The sequence below is a fragment of the Leifsonia sp. NPDC058230 genome, from assembly GCF_042882245.1.
In the GTDB taxonomy this organism is placed as follows: Bacteria; Actinomycetota; Actinomycetes; order Actinomycetales; family Microbacteriaceae; genus Leifsonia.
Window position 1 is genome coordinate 840,058 of sequence record NZ_JBHVWM010000001.1, and the last position, 25,512, is coordinate 865,569.

General features: G+C 68.4%; 24 protein-coding genes. 15 read left to right on the forward strand and 9 right to left on the reverse strand.

The genetic code is table 11. The features are described from left to right. The first annotated feature begins 107 nt into the window (after window positions 1-107). Window positions 108-284, forward strand: a complete 177-nt coding sequence (locus tag ACFVV0_RS04270) for a hypothetical protein (protein ID WP_387058673.1) — start codon at window positions 108-110, stop codon at window positions 282-284. 67 nt (window positions 285-351) lie between these two features. Beyond that, window positions 352-1,434, forward strand: coding sequence for a glycerate kinase (locus ACFVV0_RS04275; RefSeq protein ID WP_387058676.1), 1,083 nt, complete (start codon window positions 352-354; stop codon window positions 1,432-1,434). Between the two features lie 20 nt (window positions 1,435-1,454). Here the strand turns inward: ACFVV0_RS04275 and ACFVV0_RS04280 are convergent, their stop codons facing one another. The 3 genes from ACFVV0_RS04280 to ACFVV0_RS04290 form a co-directional block, all read right to left on the reverse strand. After that, on the reverse strand, window positions 1,455-2,156 hold the full coding sequence (locus ACFVV0_RS04280; RefSeq protein WP_387058679.1) for a GntR family transcriptional regulator: 702 nt from the start codon (window positions 2,154-2,156) through the stop codon (window positions 1,455-1,457). A gap of 91 nt (window positions 2,157-2,247) precedes the next feature. Continuing rightward, window positions 2,248-3,021, reverse strand: coding sequence for an amidohydrolase family protein (locus ACFVV0_RS04285; RefSeq protein WP_387058681.1), 774 nt, complete (start codon window positions 3,019-3,021; stop codon window positions 2,248-2,250). Further along, on the reverse strand, window positions 3,011-4,009 hold the full coding sequence (locus ACFVV0_RS04290; protein ID WP_387058684.1) for a Gfo/Idh/MocA family protein: 999 nt from the start codon (window positions 4,007-4,009) through the stop codon (window positions 3,011-3,013). The genes ACFVV0_RS04285 and ACFVV0_RS04290 overlap by 11 nt, the downstream gene beginning before the upstream one ends. A gap of 168 nt (window positions 4,010-4,177) precedes the next feature. Between ACFVV0_RS04290 and ACFVV0_RS04295 the strand changes: the two genes are divergently transcribed. From ACFVV0_RS04295 to ACFVV0_RS04330, 8 genes are read left to right on the forward strand one after another with little or no spacing between them, the layout of a single operon-like run. Further along, window positions 4,178-5,506, forward strand: a complete 1,329-nt coding sequence (locus tag ACFVV0_RS04295) for a hypothetical protein (RefSeq protein ID WP_387058686.1) — start codon at window positions 4,178-4,180, stop codon at window positions 5,504-5,506. Next, window positions 5,503-6,639 (forward strand): enolase C-terminal domain-like protein, encoded by a 1,137-nt coding sequence (locus tag ACFVV0_RS04300; RefSeq protein WP_387058689.1) that lies wholly within the window; start codon window positions 5,503-5,505, stop codon window positions 6,637-6,639. Before ACFVV0_RS04295 ends, ACFVV0_RS04300 begins: the two co-directional genes overlap by 4 nt. 45 nt (window positions 6,640-6,684) lie before the next feature. Beyond that, window positions 6,685-8,250 carry an ABC transporter substrate-binding protein gene (locus ACFVV0_RS04305; RefSeq protein WP_387058692.1) on the forward strand — a complete coding sequence of 522 codons (1,566 nt, stop codon included), beginning with the start codon at window positions 6,685-6,687 and terminating at the stop codon, window positions 8,248-8,250. A gap of 39 nt (window positions 8,251-8,289) precedes the next feature. Beyond that, window positions 8,290-9,231, forward strand: a complete 942-nt coding sequence (locus tag ACFVV0_RS04310) for an ABC transporter permease (RefSeq protein ID WP_387058695.1) — start codon at window positions 8,290-8,292, stop codon at window positions 9,229-9,231. After that, a complete protein-coding gene (locus tag ACFVV0_RS04315) occupies window positions 9,228-11,207 on the forward strand; it encodes a dipeptide/oligopeptide/nickel ABC transporter permease/ATP-binding protein (protein ID WP_387058697.1) in 1,980 nt (659 codons plus the stop codon). Before ACFVV0_RS04310 ends, ACFVV0_RS04315 begins: the two co-directional genes overlap by 4 nt. Next, window positions 11,204-12,229, forward strand: coding sequence for an ABC transporter ATP-binding protein (locus ACFVV0_RS04320; RefSeq protein WP_387058700.1), 1,026 nt, complete (start codon window positions 11,204-11,206; stop codon window positions 12,227-12,229). Before ACFVV0_RS04315 ends, ACFVV0_RS04320 begins: the two co-directional genes overlap by 4 nt. Beyond that, complete coding sequence (locus ACFVV0_RS04325; RefSeq protein WP_387058703.1) at window positions 12,226-13,113, forward strand: NAD(P)-dependent oxidoreductase; 888 nt, start codon at window positions 12,226-12,228, stop codon at window positions 13,111-13,113. The genes ACFVV0_RS04320 and ACFVV0_RS04325 overlap by 4 nt, the downstream gene beginning before the upstream one ends. After that, window positions 13,110-13,958 (forward strand): hydroxypyruvate isomerase family protein, encoded by an 849-nt coding sequence (locus ACFVV0_RS04330; protein WP_387058706.1) that lies wholly within the window; start codon window positions 13,110-13,112, stop codon window positions 13,956-13,958. The genes ACFVV0_RS04325 and ACFVV0_RS04330 overlap by 4 nt, the downstream gene beginning before the upstream one ends. Here the strand turns inward: ACFVV0_RS04330 and ACFVV0_RS04335 are convergent. After that, window positions 13,945-14,241, reverse strand: coding sequence for a Dabb family protein (locus ACFVV0_RS04335; RefSeq protein ID WP_387058709.1), 297 nt, complete (start codon window positions 14,239-14,241; stop codon window positions 13,945-13,947). The two genes, ACFVV0_RS04330 and ACFVV0_RS04335, sit on opposite strands and share 14 nt — an antisense overlap. 202 nt (window positions 14,242-14,443) lie before the next feature. Between ACFVV0_RS04335 and ACFVV0_RS04340 the strand changes: the two genes are divergently transcribed. Next, window positions 14,444-15,823, forward strand: coding sequence for a flavin monoamine oxidase family protein (locus ACFVV0_RS04340; protein WP_387058712.1), 1,380 nt, complete (start codon window positions 14,444-14,446; stop codon window positions 15,821-15,823). 35 nt (window positions 15,824-15,858) lie between these two features. Here ACFVV0_RS04340 and ACFVV0_RS04345 read toward each other — a convergent pair whose 3' ends face one another. Continuing rightward, window positions 15,859-16,320, reverse strand: a complete 462-nt coding sequence (locus tag ACFVV0_RS04345; protein WP_387058715.1) for a hypothetical protein — start codon at window positions 16,318-16,320, stop codon at window positions 15,859-15,861. Window positions 16,321-16,465: 145 nt separating this feature from the next. On the opposite strand from ACFVV0_RS04345, the gene ACFVV0_RS04350 reads away from it, so the two are divergent. Next, complete coding sequence (locus ACFVV0_RS04350) at window positions 16,466-17,197, forward strand: alpha/beta fold hydrolase (RefSeq protein ID WP_387058717.1); 732 nt, start codon at window positions 16,466-16,468, stop codon at window positions 17,195-17,197. Between the two features lie 118 nt (window positions 17,198-17,315). Here the strand turns inward: ACFVV0_RS04350 and ACFVV0_RS04355 are convergent, their stop codons facing one another. Further along, window positions 17,316-18,392 carry an agmatine/peptidylarginine deiminase gene (locus tag ACFVV0_RS04355; RefSeq protein ID WP_387058720.1) on the reverse strand — a complete coding sequence of 359 codons (1,077 nt, stop codon included), beginning with the start codon at window positions 18,390-18,392 and terminating at the stop codon, window positions 17,316-17,318. Then, window positions 18,389-19,354 (reverse strand): nitrilase-related carbon-nitrogen hydrolase, encoded by a 966-nt coding sequence (locus ACFVV0_RS04360; protein ID WP_387058722.1) that lies wholly within the window; start codon window positions 19,352-19,354, stop codon window positions 18,389-18,391. Before ACFVV0_RS04360 ends, ACFVV0_RS04355 begins: the two co-directional genes overlap by 4 nt. A gap of 75 nt (window positions 19,355-19,429) precedes the next feature. Between ACFVV0_RS04360 and ACFVV0_RS04365 the strand changes: the two genes are divergently transcribed. Continuing rightward, window positions 19,430-20,053 carry a TetR/AcrR family transcriptional regulator gene (locus ACFVV0_RS04365; protein ID WP_387058725.1) on the forward strand — a complete coding sequence of 208 codons (624 nt, stop codon included), beginning with the start codon at window positions 19,430-19,432 and terminating at the stop codon, window positions 20,051-20,053. Window positions 20,054-20,076: 23 nt separating this feature from the next. On the opposite strand, the gene ACFVV0_RS04370 is transcribed toward ACFVV0_RS04365, so the two are convergent. Next, complete coding sequence (locus ACFVV0_RS04370) at window positions 20,077-21,000, reverse strand: aldose 1-epimerase family protein (protein WP_387058727.1); 924 nt, start codon at window positions 20,998-21,000, stop codon at window positions 20,077-20,079. 66 nt (window positions 21,001-21,066) lie between these two features. After that, window positions 21,067-22,518 carry a PucR family transcriptional regulator gene (locus ACFVV0_RS04375; protein WP_387058730.1) on the reverse strand — a complete coding sequence of 484 codons (1,452 nt, stop codon included), beginning with the start codon at window positions 22,516-22,518 and terminating at the stop codon, window positions 21,067-21,069. 93 nt (window positions 22,519-22,611) lie between these two features. On the opposite strand from ACFVV0_RS04375, the gene gabT reads away from it, so the two are divergent. Continuing rightward, window positions 22,612-23,976: a 4-aminobutyrate--2-oxoglutarate transaminase gene (gene gabT / locus ACFVV0_RS04380; protein ID WP_387058733.1), complete on the forward strand. Its 1,365-nt coding sequence runs from the start codon at window positions 22,612-22,614 to the stop codon at window positions 23,974-23,976. Beyond that, window positions 23,973-25,484 (forward strand): NAD-dependent succinate-semialdehyde dehydrogenase, encoded by a 1,512-nt coding sequence (locus ACFVV0_RS04385; protein ID WP_387058736.1) that lies wholly within the window; start codon window positions 23,973-23,975, stop codon window positions 25,482-25,484. Before gabT ends, ACFVV0_RS04385 begins: the two co-directional genes overlap by 4 nt. Window positions 25,485-25,512 lie beyond the last annotated feature (28 nt).

A 25,512-nucleotide genomic window follows, 5' to 3' on the forward strand; every position in this document is an offset into this window, starting at 1 on the left:
GGGTCGCGCACGAGGAACGTGGGGGTTTTGGTGCGGGCTGATGCGCCAGAATGGGCGAGTGCGCATCACGACCGCCACTCTGAATTCGTGACGGAAGGACGAACGCCATGAAACCCGCTCTTGCCCAACGGATCACGGCCGCATTGTGCCTGCTCGGCGCGGCAGCGGTCATCGCGAGTCTCGCTGTCCCTGCCGCAGCCGGCGCTCTCTGGATTCTCGGTGGAGTCCTCTTCATCACCGCGCTCGGCCTCGCGATCAGCACTCATCGAAAGCAACACAACTGACGCATCCGACCGGCTGACACTCCGCGGCGAACGGAGTGCCTGCCCTGCGATACGCCAGAATGGCAGAGTGCGCATCCTGATCGCCCCCGACTCGTTCAAAGGCTCTGCGACGGCGACCCAGGTCGCTCAGGGGATCGCAGAAGGTTGGCACGAGCGACGTCCGAGCGACGACATCCGCCTCATGCCGATGGCGGACGGCGGCGAGGGCACCGTCGACGCGTTCGCGCTGGCAGTCGCGGGAAGTGTACGCAAACCCGTCGTCGTGACCGGTCCCGACAACCGGGACGTTCGCACGGAGTGGGTGCTCCTGCCCGACGGCACCGCCGTTGTCGAGCTTGCGTCCGCCAGCGGCATCACGCTGCTCGACCCGCTCGCTCCGCTGGCCGCACACAGCCTCGGTTTCGGCCAGGTGATCGCCGCAGCACTGGACGACGGTGCGGAGCGCCTGTTGCTCGCGATCGGGGGCAGCGCCTCAACCGACGGTGGCGCGGGGGCGTTGACCGCGCTCGGAGCCGAATTCCGCGACGAGGACGGCTCTCCTCTCCCGTTGGGCGGTGGCGCGCTCGGCCGGGTCGGTAGTGTCGACCTCACCGCGCTGCGCGCCGTGCCCGAAGGCGGAGCGATCGTGCTGAGCGACGTGACGAATCCACTGCTCGGACCCTTCGGAGCCGCGGCAGTCTTCGGGCCGCAGAAGGGGGCTACGCCCGACGACGTCGCAAAGCTCGAGCTGGGGCTCACACGGCTTGCGGGTCTGCTGCGGGCGGATCCGCGCAGCGAGGGCGCAGGAGCCGCGGGCGGCGTCGGCTTCGGCCTCCTCTCCTGGGGTGCGGAACTCGCAGCGGGCGCAGAATTCGTCGGGGCGCTGCTCGGAGTGCCGGATGCCGTCGCGCAGGCCGACGTGGTCATCACCGGAGAGGGCCGCTTCGACAGCCAGTCCGCTGCGGGCAAGGTGCCCAGCTACATCGCGGGCCTTGCGCGGAGCGCCGACGCGCGAGCCTTGCTCGTCGCGGGACTCGTGGATGCGCCCACCGCGCCTGCCTTCGCGGACTTCGAGTCGCTCAGCGAGCGTGCCGGAGGGTCGGCCGCAGCGATCGCGGATCCCGTGCGCTACCTCCGGGAGGCGGGAGCAGCGCTCGCCGACCGCCAGTAGCCCCAGGCGGGAGCAGCGCCTCAGCTGAGCGTGCTGAGAACGTTGTCCGCGTCGTGCGGCTTGGCCGAGCGCCGACGGTCGACATCCGCGAGGAGGGTGTCGCGGCATCCTTCGAGGTCGGCCATCAGTGCACGGACTGCCGCGTCGGAGTCGCCGACGCGGATGGCGTCGAGTATCGCCGAGTGGCGCGCAGTGAGCTCTTGCAAGTCGACGAAACGGTTCATGCGCACCTGGGCGATGCAGAGCTGCGCCTCACCCATGACGGTCTGGTGCATCCGCTGAAGACGAGGGCTCGCGGCGGCGGCCACGAGCGAGCGGTGGAAGTCGACGTCGGCCTCTGTGTGATCATTGTGCGCACTGCGCTCCGCGGCCATCTTCATGAGGTCGAGTGCACGTTCCGCCTGCGGGGGCACCGTAGAGGTGGCCGCCAGCGACGACACGGCGATCGATTCGACCGGCCCGCGGCTGAAGTAGATGTCTGACACATCGTCGGCGGAGAGTCGCGGCACCATGCTGCTGCGACGTGGGCCGCGACGAAGCAGCCCCTCGCTGATGAGTCGGTCGAGCGAGGCTTTGGCTGTGGGGCGGGCCACCTCGAACCGCTCGGACACCCAGGCCTCGGTGAGGCGGAACTCCGGCTCGATCTCGCCGGCGATGATCTTTCGGCGGAGCGAGCTGCTCAAGCTGTCGACCAGCGAGGCCGAAGGCAGCACGTAGGTCATTGCTGCTCCCTTCCCATAACGTTGCGGCGGCGGCTGTTGAAGCCGAATTGTACGCGCGTGCGTGTGCTATCTGGCTTGTTTCGGCGGTTTGTCATGGCAGTGCGATTCGGTAGAGGCGGGCGGCGTTGCCGCTGAGAACGAGCGCGCGCTCGGCGGCCGTGAGCCCTCCGAGCTGGCAGCGGATCAGGGCGATCGCCTGCGGATAGTCGTCGTCGGCCTCGGCGAGGCCTTGGTCGGCGCGATTGAGGTCACCGCTCCACAGCAGGCGTTCGGGTCCGAACGCGTCGATGACGGCGGCCACGGTCGCGGCCGAGTCGGCGAACGGGTACCGCTCTGAACTGAAGCGATAGTAGCAGGAGAGCATCACGTGAACGTTCTCCAGCTCCGCCAGGCGGAGCAGTGCGTCGGGCAGGCCGTCAGGGCGGTATCGGTGATTGCCGACGTGCTCGAGTACGACGCGCATCCCCGGGAGGTCGGCAACCAGCCGACGGAAGTCGGGGTCGGCCACGTCCTCATACGGGCCCTGGACGGTGGCGACGAGTCCGGCCTCCGCGATCTCGCGCCAGACATCCGGTTCGCCGTCGAGCCCGCGGACGGCCGCGGGCAACCGGACGCCGGTGAGCCCCGCTTCGCGCACTCTCCTCACCTGCGCATCCGCGCGGCCCGCGGACACGTCGACGCCTCCGACCCCGGCGAAGCGGTCAGGTCTCTGGGCGACGAGTTCGGCGAGGTAGCGATTGTCGACCGACCCGGACTGCTGCACGAGGACCGCCGCGTCGACGCCGGCGGCCTTGAGCGTCGGCAGGTAGTCCTCGATCGGACCATAGCGGTCGGGTCCTGCGTGCACCTGGGCATCAACCAGCATCGAGCGCTCCATCGTCGTGCGGCACGGGATCCACGTGCCGTCCCGCTGAGACGCGATCGAGCACGCGCATGCTGGGCAATGCGTCGTCGATCGTGAACTGCGGTCTGCGGTTCTCGCGGATCGCGTCGAGGAAATCCCGGTCCTGGTCGGCCTGCGCCTCGCGCATCATCTCGTCCCAGTCGCCACAGTCGAGGATGATCTCGCCGTTGCAGATCAGCGCGCCTCCGCGGATCTCGAAGGTGTCTTCCTCGCCGACGACCATCAGTCCGCCGAAGCTCATGCGGGAGTGATACGAGAGGGCCAGCGACGCCAGGTCGCCGTCCGGCGCGACGAGTACTGCCGCCGCGTCCATGTAGCTCCCCGTTCGCGGCCAATCGGGCCCGACCGTGCCGCGCACGTCGACCTCAGTGGAGTCGAGGTACCAGAGCGCCGTGTCGAACAGGTGACCGCCGTGGTGCCAGAGCACATCGTCCACCCAGTCGCGACGACGCCCCGTCCAGCCGATGTTGTCGTGCCGGCGGCTGAGCTGGTGCCCGACGACGTGCCGGGCCGCGAACGCGCCGTCCTCGATCCGGCGCCGGATCTCCAGGTACGGGCGCGCGAACCGGAAGGTGTGGGCGATCTGCAACGGCACGTCGGCCGAGCGGGATGCGTTCGCGAGTTCTTCTGCTTGGGCGAGTGAGAGCGCGCACGGAATCTCCGAGAGGACAGGCTTGCCCGCCGCGAGCGCACGCAACGATTGCGGCGCGTGGAGGTGGCTCGGGCTCGCGATCACGACGGCGTCGATATCCGGGCGGGACAGAGCCTCGTCCAGATCGTCGAGGGCGGTCGGCACAGCGCATCGTTCGGCGAATTCTCGGGCCTCGCCGAGGGATCCTCCCACGACCACCTCCACCCGTGCGCCTGCGGCGCGGAGCGAAGCGAGATGTCGCTCCCCGATGGCTCCGGGCCCGATCAGTGCGATCCGCACGTCGTCTTTGACGGGCATGGCTCTCCTTTTCGTGGGTTCTTCATACGATCAGAGACTATCCCAAGTGATAAATGACGTAAAGATGGTTTTGTATGGCAAAACTTATTGACAGGTAGTTGTGCGCGTGTTTATGGTCGACATCAAACAGCACGTGAGCCACGAACGCTCACGGAACGGAGTTCATCAATGGCGCTGAGTGAAATCGCGGCGAGCCTGTATGCGTGGGACCTCGCGGACGAGACAGTCGAACGTTGCCTCGACAACCTCCAGGGATTGGCCGGAGTCAACTCCGCCTACCTCGTGGGGTTGATGCACAAGGAGAAGCGCCCGTTGCATGCGCGCTTCTATCCCCACAACCCGGTGCGCAAGTACTATGCCCCCGAAGACAGCCGTGTCTACTGGACGCCACGTGCCGACGTGTACACGGGCCGGATCAAGCCACTCCAGAGTGACCGCGACTTCCTCTCCGGTACCGACTGGCTCGACCACCTGATCGGGGAGGCCCGCTCCCGGGGAATGAAGACGGGGTGCGAGATCTCGCACACGATCATCGATGCACAGATCGCGCGGGAGCAGTTCCCCGACGTTCTCCAGCGCGACGTCTTCGGCAACACCGTCGGACCCTTCGAAGCCCGCGAGGCGCAGCGGGCGCTCCCGTGCCTCAACAACCCGGACGTCCAGGAGTACTTGGTCTCGCTCATCCGCGACCTCGTGCTGAACCACGACATCGACTACATCCAGACCTGTCTGGTGATGTTCGGATCGGGCTATTCAGCGAGCAACACGCTGAACTCCACCGTGGCGTCGGCCGGCTGGAGCGCGCTCCTGGCGACCACGACGGGCGGGTGCTTCTGCGACTCGTGCAAGCGCAAGGCGATCGCGGAAGGCCTGGACTGGGACGACATCGTCCACGAACTGCGCCACCTCAACCTCGTCTCCTCGGGGCGTGACCTCGAAGAGGCGCACGAGGCGCAGCTGCTGCGCGAGAGCAACTACAGCGAAGGCGAGCTTCTGCTCGAGAACACCGCGCTGACGACCTGGCTCCAGTTCCGGCGCCGCAGCGTGGACGAGCTCTTCAAGCTGGTCACGGAGGCCGCGCACGACGCACGGCCCGGTATCGACTTCCGCTACAACACGTACATGGCGCAGCCCGAGCTGGCCGGCTTGAACTTCACGTCCGCGTTCTCGTACGTCGACTCGGTACGCGAGTCCGACTACTCCGATCAGCTCGGCACGCCGGAGGGTGTCGCCGTCAAGCGTGCGAAGCTCATGAAGGCGCGGCGCGCTCTCGGCTACGAGAAGCCGTTGATCGCCGCACTCGGAGTCCGCCCCAACGCGACGTCCGAGACGCTGCGCAACAGCGTCAGGGCCGCCGTCGAAGCAGGCTGCGACGGGTTGTCGCTCGGCCACTACGACGGTGCGACGATGGAGCGCCTCCGTGCCGTCACCGACGGTATGCGGCAGTGGGAGGGCGCCGAGTCCGACTGGATCCACGCGCCGGGTGAGTACGCATGAGCGGCACCACCATCGCTTCCGTGCGAATCACGGAGTTCTCGTTCGAGATTCCCGGCAGCGGAGGCCGCACCTCGACCAAGTTCGGGGTGCGCATCACCGCGGACGACGGGACCGAAGGCGGGTACGTCGCCCTGTGGAGCGCCCCACCGCTCGCTGTTCCCCAGGTGCACGCCGCCGCGCAGCTGCTGGTCGGCCAGGACTATCGACGGAGGGAGCACCTGTGGGACCAGGTCAACAGGACTCTCGCCAAGAATGACCGCATCGGCTACGGCGCTCTCGACATCGCCCTGTGGGATCTCGCCGGAAAGGGCGTCGGACAACCGATCTGGGCTCTTCTCGGTGGTTTCCGTGACCGGCTGCCCGCCTACGTCAGCACGATCGGCGGCGTGAAGGGCGAGGGGACGCTCGGATCGGGCGAAGCCTATGCCGACTTCGCGCAGCACTGCGTCGAGTACGGAGCCCGTGCCTATAAGTTCCACGGCTACCGCAACGCCGACCTGGCGGGTGAGATCGAGGTCCTGCGAGCGGTCGCCGATCGGATCGGCGGCCGGGCGGCCTTCATGACCGACCCCGGAAAGGGTCTCCCGACCCTTGCCGATGCGCTGCAGCTCGGCTGGGCGTGCGATGAGACGGGCGCGTATTGGTGGGAGGACCCGGTTCGCGGGGACTCCGCCCACGCTCATCGGATCCTCCGCGACAAGGTGCGCACGCCCCTGTTGATCACCGAATTCGTGCGCGGCCTCGATCAGCGCATCGATCTGGCCATCGCGGGAGCTACCGACTTCCTCCGGGGGGACCCGGAGCTCGACATGGGTATCACAGGCGTCATGAAGACCGCGCGGGCCGCCGAAGCGCTGGGCATGGATCTCGAAGTTCACGCTGCCGGACCGGCCCAGCGGCACTGCATGGCCGCCATCCGCAACACGAACTACTACGAACTGGGACTGCTCGACCCGGAGCTGGGCAATCCTTTGATGCCGCCGGTCTATACCGGCGACTACGTCGAAGACCTCACGGCCATCGACCCGGCGGACGGCTGCGTGGCCGTTCCCGACGGCCCGGGACTCGGAGTGAGTTACGACTGGGCCTGGATCGAGGCGCACGCCGTCTCGGATCGAGTCATCGGTCGCTGATCAGTAAGAACCGCGTCACCTCTTCAAAGTCGAAAGGTAAAGACAATGGCATCACGTAACACCCTCGTACGCACCCGACGCCGACAGGGCGTCGCGGCTATCGCGGCCATCGCCGCGGTCGCACTGGCGGTGACCGGCTGCACCGGCGCTAAGACGGCATCCTCCGCGTCGACTGACTCGACGGTCGGCGACGTGCTCAACATCGGAGCGCCGTCGCTGAGCGGCCGCACCAGTCTCGACCCCGCGGCCAGCTGGGTCTCTCAGACCGAGATCGCCTACGACACGCTCATCACCTTCGAAGCGGACGGATCCTACGGACCCGGCCTTGCAACGAAGTTCGGCTACAAGGTTCCCGGCACGGTCTTCGATCTGACGCTGCGCAGTGGCGTCAAGTTCGCCGACGGCACGACGATGACGGCCGAAGGAGTCAAGCAGAGCTTCGACTACATGGCCGCGCACAGCGTGAACCCGAGCTATTTCGCAGGCAAGACCATGGCGGTCACCGGCCCGTTGAGCGTCGAGGTGACGTCGGCGACGCCCGACCCGACGATCCCTGCGCTCCTCAGCGCGCAGAACCAGACGGGGTTCGTGATCAGCCCGAAGGCCCTCGAGAACCCGCAGGCGCTCGCAACGAGCACCGACGGCGCGGGCCAATACCAGCTCGACGCATCCGAGACGGTGACCGGCGACCACTACACCTACGTTCAGAACCCGCACTACTGGAACCCGAAAGCGGTTCACTACAAGAAGGTGGTCCTCAAGGTGATCGCCGATCCGACCAGTCTTCTCAACGCTGTCAAGTCGGGACAGATCGACGTTGCCTTCGCCGACAACTCGACGGCGCCGGCGGCAAAGAGCGCCGGACTCAACGTGTCGGTCTCGCCGGGCATCTTCGTCGGCCTGCTCATGCTGGACCGAGACGGTGCGATCAGCAAGGAACTCTCGGACGTGCGGGTGCGCCAAGCGATCAACTACGCACTCGACCGCAAGACGCTCACCAAGGCGCTCTTCGGCGATTACGGAACTCCGACCGACCAAACGGTCATCAAGGGCCAGGACGGCTGGATCAACAAGACGCTTTACCCCTATGACCCCGCGAAAGCCAAGAAGCTGCTGGCTCAGGCCGGCTACCCGAACGGGTTCACGCTGGATGCGGTCGCTACCAATGCGCACAGCCGGAACATCTACACGCAAGCGATGGCAGGCGAGCTCGAGAAGGTGGGCATCAAGCTGAACGTCGTCACGGAGAACCCTGACACGTCCTACTACCACGACCTCTGGGGCGGCAAGTATGCCTCCGCGGCCATGTATCTGGGGGCCGGTTCGATGTTCTTCGAAGGCCAGTTCCTCTTCCTGCCGACGGCCCAGTTCAACCCCTTCAAGTCGTCGGACGAAGAGCTCCTGTCGCTGTACCAGCAGGCTGCTGCCGCTCCCGACGCGGAGCGTAAGAAGCTCGACCAGCAGATGGAGCAGCGTCTCATGGACATCGCGTGGGTCGCGCCGATCAGCTTCATCGACAGCGTGATGTACTCGCGGCCTCAGATCGCGGGTGTCGAGCTCTCGGCGGGCAACGGCACGAGCAACCCGACCTGGTGGAAGCCTGCCGCGTAGGCCGACGGACGTCAGCTCAACAAGGAAGGCAAGGAACTCGTGATCCGCCTGATTCTGAAGCGGCTTGCCCTGTCGGTACCGCTGATCCTGATCGTCTCGATCGTGACGTTCGTGCTGGAGTCCCTGACCCCGGGAGATGCCGCGAGGCTGATCCTGGGTCAGGACTACTCCCCGGCGGCCTACGCACGGCTCCGCGTGGAGCTCGGACTCAACCACCCCCTGTACCAGCAGTACTGGGACTGGCTCGTCGGCGTCGTCCACGGCAACCTCGGGGTGTCGCCGATCAACAGGGCTCCGGTGGCGGAGACGCTGCTCGCGCGCCTGCCGGTCACGATCTCGCTGGTCGCCGGGACGGTCGTCGTCTCGGCGATCATCGGAGTCGCCCTCGGGGTGGCCAGCGCGCTCCGAGGGCGCCTTCTCGGCCGCGTCGTGGACGCGATCTCGCTCTTCGGGTTCGCGATCCCGAACTTCTGGCTCGGGCTGCTGCTTGCGACGCTGTTCGGTGTGACGTTCAGGCTGCTCCCTGTGACCGGCTACACGCCCATAGGCACGGATCCGGGGATGTGGGCACTCGGGCTGGTACTGCCGGTGGCCACGCTGGCCGCCGGCGCCGTGGCGGGCATCGCCAAGCTGACACGCGACTCGATGATCGACGTCATGGACCGCGAGTTCATTCGCGCTCTCCGCGCAAAGGGAGTCGCGGAGGTGACCATCGTCTTCCGGCACGCACTGCGCAGCGCGGCACTTCCCGTCGTGACGGCGCTCGGCCTTCTCTTCATCGGACTGCTGAGCGGCACTGTTCTCGTCGAGAACATCTTCGCGCTGCCCGGATTGGGAAATGCGGCGCTCACAGCCACGAACGGCCACGACTTCCCGACTCTGCAGGGCGTCGTGCTGTTCTTCACCCTCATGGTCATCGTGATCAACCTGATCATCGACATCGCCTACGGATGGCTCAACCCCCGGGTGAGGCAGTCGTGAGCGTCATCCCGGCCGACGGCGCGTCGGTCACCTCGGGTGCAGTCGGGTTCCGTGGACTGGTGCGGCGCCTGAAACGGCGTCCGCTCGGAATCGTGGCGCTCGCATTCCTGCTGCTGGTCGTGATCGCCGTCATCTTCGCCCCGCTCATCGCGCCGTACGGACCGCTGCAGCAGGATCTCAAGGACGTGCTCTCGCTGCCGTCGCCCGAGCACCTGCTCGGCGGCGACACACTGGGACGCGACATCCTGAGCCGGTTGCTCTATGGCGGGCGCGTGAGCCTCATGGCCGTGGTCTACGCAGTGGGCACATTGCTGGTGATCTCCGTTCCCACCGGCCTCGCCGCCGGCTATCTGGGCGGCGCCTTCGACCGCGTCGTGATGACGATCACCGACATCCTGCTCGCGATCCCGCACATCATCATGCTCCTCGTCGTTCTGGCCATCTTCAGCAACGACGAGGTGGTCGCGATGATCGCACTCGGCATCCTCGGGTCGCCTGGCGTCATTCGCATCGTCCGTTCTGCGGCGATCGCGGTGCGGCCGGAACTCTACGTGACAGCAGCCAGGGTGGGTGGCCTCTCGACGCCCCGGATCCTCACCCGGCACATCCTGCCGAGAGTCTCCGGCCCGATCATCGTGCAAGCGTCGTTGTTCGCCGGTGTGGCGTTGCTGACGGAGACCGGCCTCGGCTTCCTCGGCCTCGGCGTGCAGGATCCGCAGCCCAGCTGGGGCAATATGGTGGGCCTCGCGGCGACCACGCTCTCGCAGGACCCCTGGATGCTCGTGCCTCCCGGCGTGCTGATCGGACTGTGCGTGCTGGCGTTCGGCCTGTTGGGAGACGCCGTCCGCGACGTGTCCGGCGTTCGCGGCTCACGTCTGCGCCGTAAGAGCCGGAATTCCCGGACGACGCCGGCTCGGGCTGCTGCAGCGGCCACGCCCGGGACAGCGACAACGGCCCTCCATTCGGATGTCGCTCCCGACCTCCTCGAGGTCGAGAACCTCACTGTGGCCTTTCCGGACGGCTCAGGCGAGATCACGGTCGTCGACGGAGTCAGCTTCACGCTGCGCGCGGGAGAGTCCCTCGGCCTCGTGGGCGAGTCCGGGTGCGGCAAGAGCGTCACCGCGTGGGCGATCCTCGGGCTGCTCACGGGCGGCGGCCGGATTATCGGAGGCTCGTGCCGGCTCGACGGGAAGGAGCTCATCGGTTCGGATGCGGGCGAGTACCGCCGGATCCGCGGCTCCCAGATCGCGGTCATCTCGCAAGAGGCCATCGCGAGCCTGGACCCCAACTACACCGTCGGCAACCAGATCGCGCAGGTGGTGCGTCTGAACCGGAAGCTGGGCCGCGCAGCGATCAAAGCGAGAGTTCTCGAGCTGCTCTCCCTCGTCGACCTGCCTGATCCCGCAGGCGTCGCCGGGAAGTATCCGTGGGAGTTGTCCGGAGGAATGGCGCAGCGCGTCTCGATCGCCGCCGCCCTCGCAGGAGAACCGCGGCTACTCATCGCGGACGAGCCGACGACAGCCTTGGATGTCACCGTGCAGGCCGAGATCCTCGACCTCTTGCGTCGTCTGCAGAGCGAAGAGCACCTGGCGATCCTGATGGTGACGCACGACTGGGGAGTCGTCGCCGACCTCTGCCAGCAGGCAGCGGTCATGTATGCGGGCCAGATCGTCGAGTACGCCCGGGTGGACGAGATGATCGCTCGACCGCTCAACCCGTACACCGACGGGCTGCTCCGGTCCGACCCGCATCGCGTGGAAGTCGGAGATGAACTCCCGTCGATTGCCGGCACAGTCCCGGCACCGGCCGACTGGCCGCGGGGGTGCCGTTTTGCGCCGCGCTGCCCACTGGCGACGGCGGCCTGCCGGGAAGAGGCCATTCCGATGGTCGATTCGGGCGACGGGCGACTGAGCCGCTGCATCCGAGTGGAAGAGCTCGTGCAGCGCAGCCGTGAATACGAGGAGGCGAAGGCATGAACGACCGAACCCCATTGCTCGAGGTCGAGAACCTCACGGTCCAGTACCGGAGTCGCCGCGGCGCAGCTTCCACCGCTGTCCGCGATGCGTCGTTGCGGATCGAGGCAGGCGAGACGGTCGGGCTGGTCGGCGAGTCCGGTTCGGGCAAGAGCACCCTCGCGAATGCCGTTCTCGGAATGGTGGAGGTCGCCGAGGGTCGGATCCGCTTCCAGGGCGAAGACGTGACGCACGCCAAAGCCGGCCGACGGCGCTCCCTCAGCGAAGATCTGTCGGTCGTGTTCCAGGATCCGTACTCCTCGCTCAATCCGTCGCGCACGATCGGGCAGACCCTGGAGGAGCCGCTGCTCGTCCATCGGCACCTCAGCAGGCGAGAGAAGTCCGCCGCAGTCGAGGCGGCGCTGCTGCGAGTGGGTCTGCCGCCGTCGGCAGCCGACCGCTACCCCGGCGCGTTCTCCGGTGGCCAGCGCCAGCGGATCTCGATCGCGCGAGCGCTCATGCTCTCGCCCAAGCTCGTCATCTGCGACGAAGCGGTCAGCGCGCTCGACCTCTCGGTTCAGGCTCAGGTGCTGAACCTCCTCCGCGACCTGCAGCGAGAGCTCTCCCTCGGATACCTCTTCATCTCCCACGACCTCGAGGTGGTGAAGCACGTCTGCCACCGGGTGATCGTGATGTACCGCGGGCGTGTCGTCGAAGAGGGCCCGGCTGACATCGTGTGCGAACGGCCCCAGCATCCCTATACCCGGATGCTTCTCGAGGCGGTGCCCGTTCCGGATCCCGAGGATCAGTCGCGACGTCGCGAGGACCGGCGCGAGCGGTTGGGGGCTGGGAGCACCGTCGCTCGGGCCAGCGGTGGCGCGACTGACACAGGTTGCCCGTTCGTTGCGCGGTGCGCGTTCGCCACGCAGATATGCAAGGAGGTCATGCCGCCGATGAAACCGATCGCGGAGACGGACGGCGCCGTTCAGGCGGCCTGTCACTGGCTGGCGGCGCAGGATGTCGCAGAAAAGGAAGTGATTGCATGAGGATCGCGTTCATCGGACTGGGAATCATGGGCATGCCGATGGCCCGCAATCTGCTCAGGGCAGGACATGAGGTGGTCGGGTTCAATCGCAGCGTGGACAAGGTGGACGCCTTCGTCGGAGTCGGCGGGTTCGGCGCCGCCAGCGTCGCCGAGGCGGTCACGTCGGCGGAGGTGGTGATCACGATGCTGCCCGACTCGCCTGACGTCGCGGCGGTGTACCGCGGTGACTCGGGGATATTGGCCTCAGTGGCAGAGGGAGCGCTGCTCATCGACATGAGCACGATCCGCCCCGATGTCGCGCGCGCGTTGAGCGCGGAGGCGGGCCAACGAGGCATCGAGAGCGTGGATGCGCCGGTCAGCGGAGGTGAGGCTGCAGCGGTGTCGGGATCGCTATCGGTCATGGTCGGCGGGTCCGGCGAGGCATTCGACCGCGCCCGCCCGCTCTTGGAGGCCGTCGGTTCGACGGTCGTGCACGTCGGCGCGTCGGGGGCGGGGCAGACCGTCAAGGCGGCCAACCAACTGCTGGTCGGCGGTACGATCGAGCTCGTCGCCGAGGCCATCGTGTTCCTGGCGGCGCACGGCGTCGACGTCGGGGCCGCGGTCAGCGTGCTGCGCGGGGGATTGGCAGGCAGCGCCGTCCTCGATCGGAAGGCGGAGAGCATGATGTCCGGAAACTTTGCTCCGGGTTTTCGGGTGGCCCTGCACCACAAAGACCTCGGAATCTTCAGCGAATCCGCCCGAGACCGCGGTGTCTTCGCGCCTCTCGGCGCGGTCGTCGCACAGCTGATGGGAGCGCTCCGGATCACCGGCGGGGCTGATGCCGATCACACCGCGCTCCTCACACAGGTCGACCGGCTCTCCGGACGATCGGATTGGGTCCTGTGAGGATATCGAGCAGCGGCGGGCGCTCGTATGCCCTGGCCGCGAACATCTCACTGCTGTTCACAGAGGTCGACCTTCTCGACCGTCCTGCCGCGGCGGCCGCGGCGGGTTTCGAGGCCGTCGAGAGCTGGTGGCCGTTCAACGGTCCGGCTCCAGCGGCCTCGGACGTCGATGCGTTCGTCTCGGCGGTTGAGGATGCGGGGGTGGCACTCACCGGGATGAATCTCTACGCGGGGGACATGCCTTCGGGAGAGCGGGGAGTGCTGTCCGATCCCTCTCGGGTCGATGAGTTCGCCACCGCGCTTCGAGTGGCGGCAGACGTTGCCGGACGCACGGGGTGCGCCGGGTTCAACGCGCTCTACGGGCAGCGGATCGCGGGGATGGATCCGGACGCGCAGGATCGGACCGCGACGGCCAATCTCACGCGCGCGGTCCGGGTACTCGGCGACCTGGGCGGGGTGGTGCTGATCGAACCGCTCAGCCGCGGACTGAACGGTGCGTACCCGCTGGAATCCGCTGCCGATGCTTTAGCGGTGGTTCACCGGGTCCGTGAGGCGTCGGGACGGGATGCGATCGCGTTTCTGTTCGACACCTTCCACCTCGCCAACAACGGGGAGGATCTGAGCGAGGTCATCCGACGATACGTCGTCGACATCGGGCATGTTCAACTCGCCGACGCGCCCGGCCGAGGCGAGCCCGGGAGCGGAACCATCGACTTCGAGGCCGTTCTCGACGGTCTCAGTGAGGCCGGCTATACCGGAACGGTCGCCCTCGAATACGCGCCGACATCCACGACCGAAACCTCCCTCGCCATGCTGTCCACCGTGAATCCCGCTATGCCTCGATGAAGTCGAACTCCTGGAACTCGGTCACCTCGGGCTTCCAGCGGTTCTCGACGAACCGGACGTGCGCGGGGTGGTCGTTGTAGGCGGTGTAGGCCGGGTGGTCGTCGAAAACCATCGAGAACTGGAAGCCGAGCGAACTGAACGTGCTGACCTGGCGCCGCACCGTGAATTCGTGAACGCCGGGGATCGCGGACAGGGTGTCTCGAGCGGTCTGCAGGAATTCCGCCTCTTCGCCTGAGCCGGGCTGGTGCGCGAGCGAGAAGACGACCGTGTGGGTGATCGACATGACGAGCCTTTCGTTGGTGCGGTCTGCACGTGAATCGCGCGCGTTCGACCGACGGGGTCAATCGCGCGTTCGAGCATATCGGGCCAGTGGCCTCGCGAGAGGTGCTTCAGCTCGTTGCCGCTCGGCAACCCAGAGTCGCGCGCCGGGAGCCCGCGCCGTACGATCGGGCTGAGCATCCGTTGCGGCGAAGGACAGGCAGGCCATGGGCAGCATCGAGCGTGACGTCGTCATCGTGGGGGCCGGGGCATCCGGGCTGACCGCGGCGACCGAACTGAAGAAGGCCGGGCTCAGTGTCGCAGTGCTCGAGGCTCGCGACCGCGTCGGCGGACGGCTGTGGACGAACGACATCGACGGCGCGACCCTGGAGATCGGCGGCCAGTGGGTGTCGCCCGATCAGGATGCGCTCATCGAGACGCTCGACGAACTCGGACTCGAAACGTACGAGCGATACCGGGAAGGGCTGAACATCTACATCAGTCCGACCGGCGAGCGGCGCACCTTCGCCGGGGAGATCTTTCCCGTGGCGGCACAGACCGAGCACGAGATCCTCACGCTGATCGAGAAGCTGGATGCGCTGGTCGCCGAGATCGACCCCGACCGGCCGTGGGAGCATCCGCAAGCCGAGGAGCTCGACGAGATCTCGTTTCGGCGCTGGCTCGAGACGCAGACCGACGACGAGGAAGCCAGGCTCAACATCGGGATGTTCATCGCGGGCGCCATGCTGACCAAGCCGGCGCACGCGTTCTCCGCGCTGCAGGCACTGCTGATGGCCGCGTCGGCGGGGAGCTTCTCGAACCTGGTCGACGCCGACTTCATTCTCGACAAGCGTGTGAAGGGCGGGTTGCAGCAGGTTCCCGAGCTACTGGCCGCTCGGCTCGGTGACGACGTGCACCTCTCCGCACCCGTGCGCACTCTGCGCTGGGATGCCCAGGGCGTCACCGCGGTTGCGGACGGGATCGACGTGCGGGCCCGGTACGCGATCCTGGCCCTCCCGCCCATCCTGATCAGCCGGATCACGTACGAGCCGCCGCTGCCGCGCCGCCAGCAGCAGATGCACCAGCACCTCTCGATGGGCTTCGTGATCAAGGTGCACGCTGTGTACGAGACGCCGTTCTGGCGAGAAGACGGGTACTCGGGCACCGCGTTCAGCCCGTACGAGATCGTGCATGAGGCGTACGACAACTGCTACGACGGCGACCCTCGCGGCACGCTCGTCGGGTTCGTCTCCGATGAGGAGGCGGATGCGGTGTTCACGTTGTCAGCCGAGGACCGCAAGGCGCGCATCCTGGAATCGCTGTCGCACTACTACGGCGACGCGGCACTGAGCCCGGTCGTCTACTACGAGAGCGACTGGGGGAGCGAGGAGTGGACGCGCGGAGCCTACGCCGCCAGCTTCGACATGGGCGGACTCGCGCGATACGGCAGCGACCTTCGGGAGCCGGTGGGCCCCATCCACTTCTCCTGCAGCGACATGGCCGGCAAGGGTTACCAGCACGTCGACGGCGCGATCCGCGTCGGACGCGAGACCGCGGCCGCGATCGTCGCTGCGGCGGCGGCCGCTCCGCCCGCTCCGCCAGCGTAGCTCCCGCACCCGACCCGAGCCGCCCGCGCCGTTCCCTATGTATTCGTGTTCGGATCGGCGTTACGGTCCTCGATCGCTTTGACCGTTCTCGTCAGCCCCTTGGAGAGAGCGCCGTTGCCCACGGTCTTCAGGAGGGATGCGACGAGACGGCCCTTGACGTTCTTCCCGTCGCGCACCACCACGACGTCGACCGCCGTGGTTCCGTCGCTCTGACGCGTGAGCGTGTAGGTGTGGCCCGACGCCCCGCCCCAGATGTTGGAGTCCGTGGTCTTCATCGTGACGCGCATCGGATCGGACCAGTCGTACCGCAGGCGCTCCCAGGCGACCCGGGAGCCTTCGGTCACGTCAGCCCAGTCCGCGCCGCTCGCGTGCACCGTCTCGAAGTCGTCGGAACTGTTGCTGAAGATCTTCGAGCGCCCGGGCCCGAAATCGACCAGCGCGGCCAGGAACTGTTCCGGCGTCACCTTCGCCGTCGTGTGCATGTGAATGGTTGTCATGGTGTTGCTAGCCTCCGCCTCCGCGCCGGATAGGGCAACCGTGTCGGCTGCGACCCGCGCCCCTGGTGGGCCCGAGATGGCGCGCGTAGCGTGCGCCTTGGGGGAATCCCCCCTCATCATCCACCGCCAGAAAAGAGGTATCACAATGGCTGATTCCACGAAGCCGACAATCGTCCTCGTACACGGAGCCTGGGCCGACGGGTCCAGTTGGAACGCGGTGACCGTCGCACTCCAGGCACAGGGATTCACGGTCCTCGTTCCACCGAATCCGCTCCGCAACCTGCCGGACGACTCCGCATACATCGCATCCTTCCTGGCGCAGCGCACGAGCGGCCCGGTCGTGCTGGCCGGTCATTCGTACGGCGGCGCTGTGACCACCAATGCCGCCTCGTCGGTGGCCAACGTCAAAGCGCTCGTCTACGTGGATGCGTTCATCCCAGACGAAGGCGAGACGGTCGTCTCGATCGTCGAAGGCTCGACCTCGGCCGTTGCTGTCGATCCGGCGACGATCTTCGACATCGTCGGATTCCCCGGCGCTGCGGAAGGCGACGGGGACGCCTATCTCAAGCCGGAGGTGGTTCACGCCAGCTTCGCGCAGGACCTGCCCGAGGCGGACCGTTGGGTCATCGTCGCGAGCCAGCGGCCGACCGCCTTCGCCGCCAACGTCACGCCGTCCGGGCCCCCGGCCTGGAAGTCGATCCCCTCCTGGGCGGTTCTCGGAACCGAAGACAAAGCCATTCCGATCGACGTGCAACGGCGCCTCGCCGAGCGCGCGGGCTCGATCGTGACCGAGGTCAAGGCGTCCCACGTCTCGATGGTCTCGCAACCGTCCGCCTCGATCGACGCGATTCTGGCTGCGGTCGCCGCGATCTCGTAGATCGGCGTCCTCAGACCTCGCACGCAATCGAGTACACCCAAAGTCCCGTTCTCCATCGTTGGAGAAGGGGACTTTGAGCGTACTCGATTGCGAATCGCTCGCGGGCGGAGCCTGGCGGCTAGGCTGCGGGCTGCTGTTGGGTGATGCAGTGGATGCCGCCGCCACGGGCGAAGAGCGGGCGGGCGTCGACGGTGACGACGCGGCGGCCGGGGTAGGCCTCCGCGAGGATGGCCGCGGCTTCGGCGTCGTTCGCGTCGCCGAAGGAGCAGGCGATCACTCCGCCGTTGACGAGCAGGTGGTTGATGTAGCTGTAGTCGGTCCAGCCGTCTTCGTCGCGCAGCGTGGCGGGGGCCGGAACCTCGACGATCTCGAGTGCGCGGCCGGCCGCATCCGTCGCCCCTTCGAGCACGGCCCGAAGCCGGCGCGACACCTCGAAATCCGGATGCTCGGGGTTGCGCTGGCTGTGCAGCAGCACGACACCCGGGCGCGCGAAGGCGGCGACGATGTCGACGTGGCCGCGGGTGCCGTAGCGCTCGGAGTCGCGGGTGAGGCCCTGCGGCAGCCAGATCGTCGTGGTCACGCCGATCGTGCGGGCGAACTCGGCTTCGACGTCGGCGTGGGTCAGGTCCGGGTTGCGCCCCGGGTCGAGCTGCACGGTCTCGGTGGCGAGCACGGTGCCCTCGCCGTCGACGTGGATGCCGCCTCCCTCGTTCACCAGCCGGCTCGGGATGAGCGAGGCGCCCGCCCAGGAGCCGACGCGCGCGCCGATCGTGCGGTCGTGCTCCCAGTTGGCCCAGTCCTGTGCGCCCCAGCCGTTGAAGATCCAGTCGACGGCGCCGAGCTCGCCCGTTCGCGTGGACCGGACGAAGGTGGGCCCGATGTCGCGCATCCAGGCATCGTCCAGCACCGCCTCGTGGATCTCGATGGACGCCGAGAGGTAGCGCGGGGCGAGGTCGCGGTCGCGGGGGTCGACGACGACGGAGACGGGCTCGAACTCGGCCACGGCGTTGGCGACGGCGGCCCAGGTGGTGCGGGCCTCCTCGGCGTCGGCCGGGGTGTCGCCGAGCGTGTATCCGCTGCTGGGCCACGCGAGCCAGGTGCGCTCGTGGGGGTCGCCCTCGTGCGGCATCCGCCAGGCGGGAGCGGTTCCGGCCGTGTCAGCCGTGTCGGCCCCGCCGGCCGTCGGGTCGCTCATCGGATCGGCCCGAGCAGGTCGTACGTGTCGGGTCGGCGCGTGGCGAGGAACGGGAACAGGGTCAGCCAGTCGTCGCGCTGCGGCAGATCGAGATCGACCACGAGCACCGCCTGCGTATCGCGAGGCGCCTCGGCCAGGACCCGTCCGTACGGGTCGCTGACGAACGACGAGCCGTAGAAGGTGTTGCCGGGAGTGCCGTCGGGTCGCGTCTCGGCGCCGGTCCGGTTGGGCACGACCATGAACGTGCCGTTGGCGATGCCGTTCCCGACGATCACCTGGCGCCAGAGGGGCTGCGTGTCGAACTCCGGATGGTCGGGCTCGGAGCCGATGGCGGTCGGATACACCACAACGTTCGCGTTCTGCAGCCCGTAGGCGCGGGCGACCTCCGGGAACCATTCGTCCCAGCAGGTCGGCATCCCGAGGCGCAATCCGCGCAGCTCGGCGAGCACGTGCACGGGGTACGGGTCGTCGGCGGGACCTGCGCGGAAGTACTTGTCTTCGTAGTATCCGGCGGTCACCGGGATGTGCAGCTTGTGCGTCAGCGCGACGATCTCTCCCGAGGGCGCGACGACGATGGCGGTGTTGAGCCCGCGGCCGTCGTCGTCTCCGGTGCGCTGGTAGAGCGACGCGTGCACGAAGACGTCGTTCGCCGCAGCCGCGGCTGCAGCCCAGCGACGCGTCGGCCCGCTCTCGAGGTCTTCTGCCAGCGCGTCGGCGCGGCCGCTCGGGATGGTGTCGGCCGGGTAGCGCGAGAGGGTCAGCTCGGGGAGGAACACGATCTGGGCGCCCTCGGCCGCCGCGAGGGCGACGGCTTCGCTCAGCGACGCTTCGAGTGCTGCGCGGTCGGGCTGCCACGCGTGCTGCACCACGCTGATGCGCAGCGCCTCGGCGTCGTCGCGGCTTCCGGGCACGCGGGCAAGGGATGCGGGAGCGCCGGTCGAGCGCACGAGTTCGAAGGTCATGGGTCCATCCGGATGCTAAAACGAATAGTATTCGTTTATTATGCACAGAGGAGGCCGCGAGCGAAAGGGGAGACGATGCCGAGACCGTCGTCGCCCATCCTGAGCCCCGAGCGGATCGCGGACGCCGCGATCGCTCTGGTCGACGCAGGAAGGCCGTTCGGAGTGAACGCGCTCGCCCGGCAGCTCGGTGTCACGCCGTCGTCGCTCTACAACCACGTCGAGGGCAAGGATGCGATCGTCGAGCTCATGCGCGGGCGACTCGCAGCGCAGGCGGAGATCGTGGTGCCGAGCGGGCTCGAATGGGATGCGGTGGTGGAGTACGTGGTGCGGGCGCAGCGCGCGATGTTCGCGGCGCATCCGCGGGTGCTGCCCCTGCTGGTGGGCAAGCCGGTGACGGACGTGACGGTGCTCGGCTACTACGAGGCGTTGGCGCACGCCCTGCTCTCGGCGGGCTTCGCCGACGACGACGTGCTCGTGATCGTGGCCGTTCTCGACGCCTTCGCTCTCGGTTCGGGACTCGACCTTTCGGCCCCTCCGGAGGTCTGGCGCGCCGACCCCGCGACTGCGCTGGGGAGGCTCGTCGGTCGCGGCGATCCCGGTGGCGTGCGGGCGGACCGCGCGTTCGATCTCGGGGTCGACCTTCTTCTCACGTCCCTGAGGGCGCGATTGTCACTCGACGATCACGTTGTGCAGGCATAGCCCGAAGAGCAGCGCGCTCGGTCTCAGACGGCGCGGATGGTCCAGCCGGCCGACGAGGAGGCTCCCGGCTCCAGCACGATGAGATCCTCGCCCGAGTTGAAGGCGTCGGGCGGGCAGGTCATCGGCTCGACGGCCAGGCCGATCCGGTTGGTCGCGGGGTCGTCGGTGTCGGCGGTGTGGATCTGAACCCAGGGGCATGACCCGTCCCAGGTCATCTCGACACCCGTGCCGTCGGCGGTCAGGACGGACACCGTCGCGTTGCCTTCCGCATCCCGAATCAGGCCGGTGTATGCGTGGTCGATGAAGGTGTCGCCGATGACGCGCGCCTCGACGAAACCGAGGCCGGCGGCGCTGGGGGAGTCGACCGCGACCGAAGCGACGGGCAGCAGGCGCTCCTCGGTGATCGTAACGACCGTGGTGGCGGGCAGGCTCAGGGTCCAGTCGTCGACCCGGCCTTCGCCGGCGACGAGATACGGATGCGGTGCGGTGCCCCAGGGGGCGGCATCCGTTCCGCTGTTGGTGGCGGTGACGGTGGTGTGCAGTCCGTCCTCGTCGAGGCTGAACGTGACGGCGATGTCCACTCGGTGCGGGTAGCCGGCCTGGGCTTCGACCGTGGCGGACAGGGTGACGGCGTCGCCGGCGCGGTCGACGACGGTGAAGTCCAGCCAGGAGGCGAGGCCGTGCAGGGCGTGCCCGCGTGCCGGCTCGGTGAGGGCGAGCTGCTGCTCGACACCGTTGAAGGTGTACCGGCCGTCGATGACCCGGTTCGGCCAGGGCGCGAGCGTCGCTCCGCGGAAGGCGGGGCGCACCTCGTCGGCGTCGAAGGGCACGACGAGCGGGCGTCCGCGGAACTCGAGCGTGCGGAGGCTCGCCCCGACGGAGGCGATCGTGGCGTGGTAGTCGCCCGAGCTCAGGCCGAAGTGAATGCCGGAAATGGGTGTGGTCATTCAGCCATTCTGCCGAATAACGTGTGCCGACGTCGCCAACAGCCAGGGCCAGGGCCGGGGCTCGGCTCAGGGCACGAGTTGGAGCGCGAGGTAGAGGTCGGCCCGAGCGGGGAAGGACGTGAGGTCGCGACCGAGGAGGCGTTCCGCTTCGGCGACACGGGTGCGAAGGGTGTGGCGGTGGATGCCGAGGTCGCGGGCGGCCGCGTCGTAGACGCCGCCGTGGTCGAGCCAGGTGCGGAGGATCGCGAGCAGAGTCGGCTCGTCGGCGAGAGGAGCGAGGGATGCGGCGGCGACCGCGCGGGCGTCCTCGGTGTGCAGGAGGCCGAGCATCCCGCCGCCGGCCAGGTCGTCGAAGGCGCTGACGGGCGCCCCGGCGGAACTGCGGTCCCGGGATGCACTGGCCTGGGCGAGAGCAGCGCGCAGGCTCTCGAGCGAGGCCGGGGCGGAGACGCCGGCGCGCAGGTCGAACCTGGTCGCGAGGTCGTCCGCGACCGCGCCGGCCTCGAGCAGGACGACCAGGTCGTCCCCGTCTCGGGCGAAGAACGGGGCGGGATGCAGTTCCAGCCACTCCGCCGCGGCGTCGACGGATGCTCCGGCGAACAGGGCCAGCCGCACCGGACCTGCCGGGAGTGCGCCGATGACCGGCTCCGCCACCACCGCAGCAGTCGCGGGGTCGCCGGCGAGGAGCGCGCGCCAGACGGCCGTCCTCAGGCGGGCTCGGGCCGCATCCGTCGCCCTGGTCTGTTCGAGCGCGAGGCCGGCCAGTGCGACCACGCCCGTGACGACCTGCTGATCCGCCGGGTCGAGGGCATCGCCGCCGACGGCCAGGACGCCGCGCAGCCGGCCCGCGGCGCCGAGCGTCTGCAGGGTGAACGACTCCTGCCCGAGCAGCACGGTGCTCCCGGCGCGTCGGCGCGCACGCAGCAGCGGCTCGGCGGCCGCGACGAGGGAGGCGCGCGCAGCCGCGTCGAGGGCGTGGGCCGGGAAGACGCGATCGACGGCTCCGGTCGCGCCGACGAGGGCGACGGGGTGACCGAGCTGGCGGGCGAGCTCTGCGAGGGCCGAGCCGAGCGCATCCGGTCGCAGCGCTGCGAGGGAGATCGCTCGGAAGGCGCCCAGGGCCCAGGTGCTGCGCGCATACGAGTCGACGGCGACGCGGTCGGCGATGAACCGCGCGATCGCGATGAACGGGGTGCGGTACGGAACCTCGAACAACGGCAACCCGTGACGGATGCACGCCTCGGCCAGAGCGTCGGGGGTTCCGTCACGCACGACCTCCGTTCCGAACCCCAGGCCGGCGATGCCGTGCGCCACGAGGCGGGCGACGTACGGCTCGACGTCGTCGGGGGTTCCGGTGATGAGGAGCACCTGGCCCTCGCTGAGGAAGGGAGTGGGGTCGGCGAGCTCCGAGCTGTGGGCCCAGAGGATCGGCTGATCGAGCGCAGCCGAGCCGGCCGGGGTGAGCAACCGGAGCCCGAGGTCGGTCTGGGCCAGCAGTTGGGTCAGGGTGGCGGGCACGGTCGTCCCTCCTTGCCAGTGTGTATAACGGAACCAACGCAATTGTACGAGTTGTCGAAGACGTGGACGGATCAGGGTCCCTACGATTCCCCCATGACCATCCTCGATGCCCCCGCCACTGTCACCGTCACCGGTGGGCCCGCCCTCCCGCAGGAGCGCCGGCTCGTCACGCCCATCCCGGGCCCGGAGTCGCGCAGGCGGATGGAGCGCAAGTCGCAGGCCGTCGCCGCCGGGGTCGGTTCGACGATCCCCGTGTTCACCGTCGCCGCCGGTGGTGGTGTCCTCGTCGACGTCGACGGCAACTCGCTCATCGACTTCGGCTCCGGCATCGCCGTCACCGGCGTCGGCAATTCGGCGCCGCGGGTCGTGGAGGCGGTCATCGCTCAGGTCGCGCAGTTCACCCACACCTGCTTCACCATCGCCCCGTACGACTCCTATGTCGATGTCGCGGAAGCGCTCAACCGCCTCACGCCCGGTGAGCACGCGAAGCGGAGCGCTCTCTTCAACTCGGGCGCCGAGGCTGTGGAGAACGCCGTGAAGATCGCCCGCCACTACACGGGCAAGCAGGCCGTCGTCGCGTTCGACCACGCGTATCACGGCCGCACCAACCTCACGATGGGACTCACCGCCAAGAATCAGCCGTACAAGAACGGCTTCGGCCCGTTCGCTCCCGAGCTCTATCGGGCGCCGCTCAGCTACCCGCTGCGCGACGGCGGGCTCTCGGGAGCCGAGGCCGCCACGCGTGCCATCACGCAGATCGAGAAGCAGATCGGCGCCGCCAACCTGGCCGCGATCATCATCGAGCCGATCCAGGGCGAGGGCGGGTTCATCGTTCCGGCCGACGGCTTCTTGCCGGCGCTCGCAGAGTGGGCCGCCGCGAACGGCGTCGTCTTCATCGCCGACGAGGTGCAGACCGGATTCGCCCGCACTGGAACCATGTTCGCCTCCGAGCAGTTCGGCATCGTGCCCGACCTCGTCGTCACGGCCAAGGGCATCGCGGGCGGCCTCCCCCTCTCCGCCGTCACGGGTCGCGCGGAGATCATGGATGCGCCGCAGGTCGGCGGCCTCGGTGGAACCTACGGCGGCAACCCGCTCGCCTGCGTCGCCGCGCTCGCCACGATCGAGACCTACAAGACCGAGAACCTGGCCGCGCGTGCCCGCGAGATCGGCGCGATCCTCTTCGACAAGCTCGGTGAACTGCGCGACGCCGATCCGCGCATCGCCGAGGTGCGCGGCCGGGGTGCGATGGTCGCGATCGAGCTCGTCGACCCGGCGACCGGTGAGCCGGATGCGGTGCTCGCGAACGCCGTCGCCGCGGCCGCCCATGCGGCCGGCGTCATCCTCCTGACCTGTGGCACCTATGGCAACGTGATCCGGTTCCTGCCGCCCCTGAGCATGCCCGACCACCTGCTGATCGAGGGCCTCGAGGTCGTCGCGGAGGCGGTGGCGGCGGCATGAGCGCGGTGGAGACCGCACCAGCGGCAGCAGCTGCGGCCGCGCCCGCGTTGACTCCTCGCGAGGTCGAGCTTCTCGCCCGCGTGCCCGACGGGCTCTTCATCGCGGGCGTGTGGGAGGCGGGGTCCGCGTCTCGGATCGAGGTCAGCGATCCGGCGACCGGCCGCGTGATCAAGCGCATCGCCGATGCGCGCCCGGAGGACGGCATCCGGGCCCTGGATGCTGCGGTCGAGGCCGCGGAGGACTGGGCGGCGACTCCGCCGCGTGCACGTGCCGAGATCCTGCGCAGAGCGTTCGACCTGCTGCAGGAGCGCCGCGACGACTTCGCGTTGCTGATGACTCTGGAGATGGGCAAACCGCTCGCGGAGGCGAACGGCGAAGTCACCTACGGCGGCGAATTCCTGCGCTGGTTCAGCGAGGAGGCGGTGCGTATCGGCGGCCGGTTCGGGCAGAATCCCGAGGGCACCGGCACGATGGTCGTCTCGCAACGACCGGTCGGCCCGAGCTACCTGATCACGCCCTGGAACTTCCCGCTGGCGATGGCGACCCGCAAGATCGCACCGGCACTGGCCGCCGGATGCACGGTGGTGGTCAAGCCGGCCGAGCTCACGCCGCTCACGACCCTGTTCTTCGCCCAGCTGCTGACGGATGCGGGAGTTCCTGCAGGCGTCGTCAACGTCGTGCCGACCAGCGATGCCGGCGCGCTCTCGGAGCCGATCATCACCGATCCGCGCCTGCGCAAGCTGAGCTTCACAGGATCGACCCCCGTCGGCCGCAGACTGCTCGCGCAGGCCGGCCGCACAGTGCTGCGCACCTCGATGGAGCTCGGCGGCAACGCCCCGTTCCTGGTCTTCGAGGACGCCGATCTGGACAAGGCCGTCGAGGGGGCGATGCTGGCGAAGTTCCGCAACATCGGGCAGGCCTGCACGGCTGCCAACCGGTTCCTCGTGCACACGTCCGTCGCCGAGGAATTCGCGGCGCGTGTCACCGCCGCGGTGGGAGCCCTGAAGCTCGGCCGCGGCACTGACGCCGGTGTCACGATCGGTCCCCTCATCGACGGCCGCGCGGTCGTCTCGATGGGGGAGCTGATCGGGGATGCGGTGGCCCGCGGAGCGCGCATCCTCACCGGTGGTACCGCCCCGGCCGGCGACGGCTTCTTCTTCGAGCCGACGGTGCTGACGGACGTGCAACCGGGAAGCGCCATTCTGCGCGAGGAGATCTTCGGACCGGTGCTTGCAATCTCGACGTTCGACACCGAGGACGAGGCCGTCGCCCGAGCCAACGACACCGAGTTCGGCCTCGTCGGCTACGTCTTCACGCGCGACCTGGCCCGCGGCCACCGGATGATCGACCGCCTCGACACCGGAATGATGGGTCTGAACACTGGCCTCGTCTCCAACGCGGCGGCGCCGTTCGGCGGCGTGAAGCAGTCGGGGATCGGACGCGAGGGCGGTGCGGAGGGCATCCACGAGTACCTCAGCACGAAGTACACGCTGATCCCGGCGGGCTGAGCACTCGCCCATTCGCGGCGAATCGACC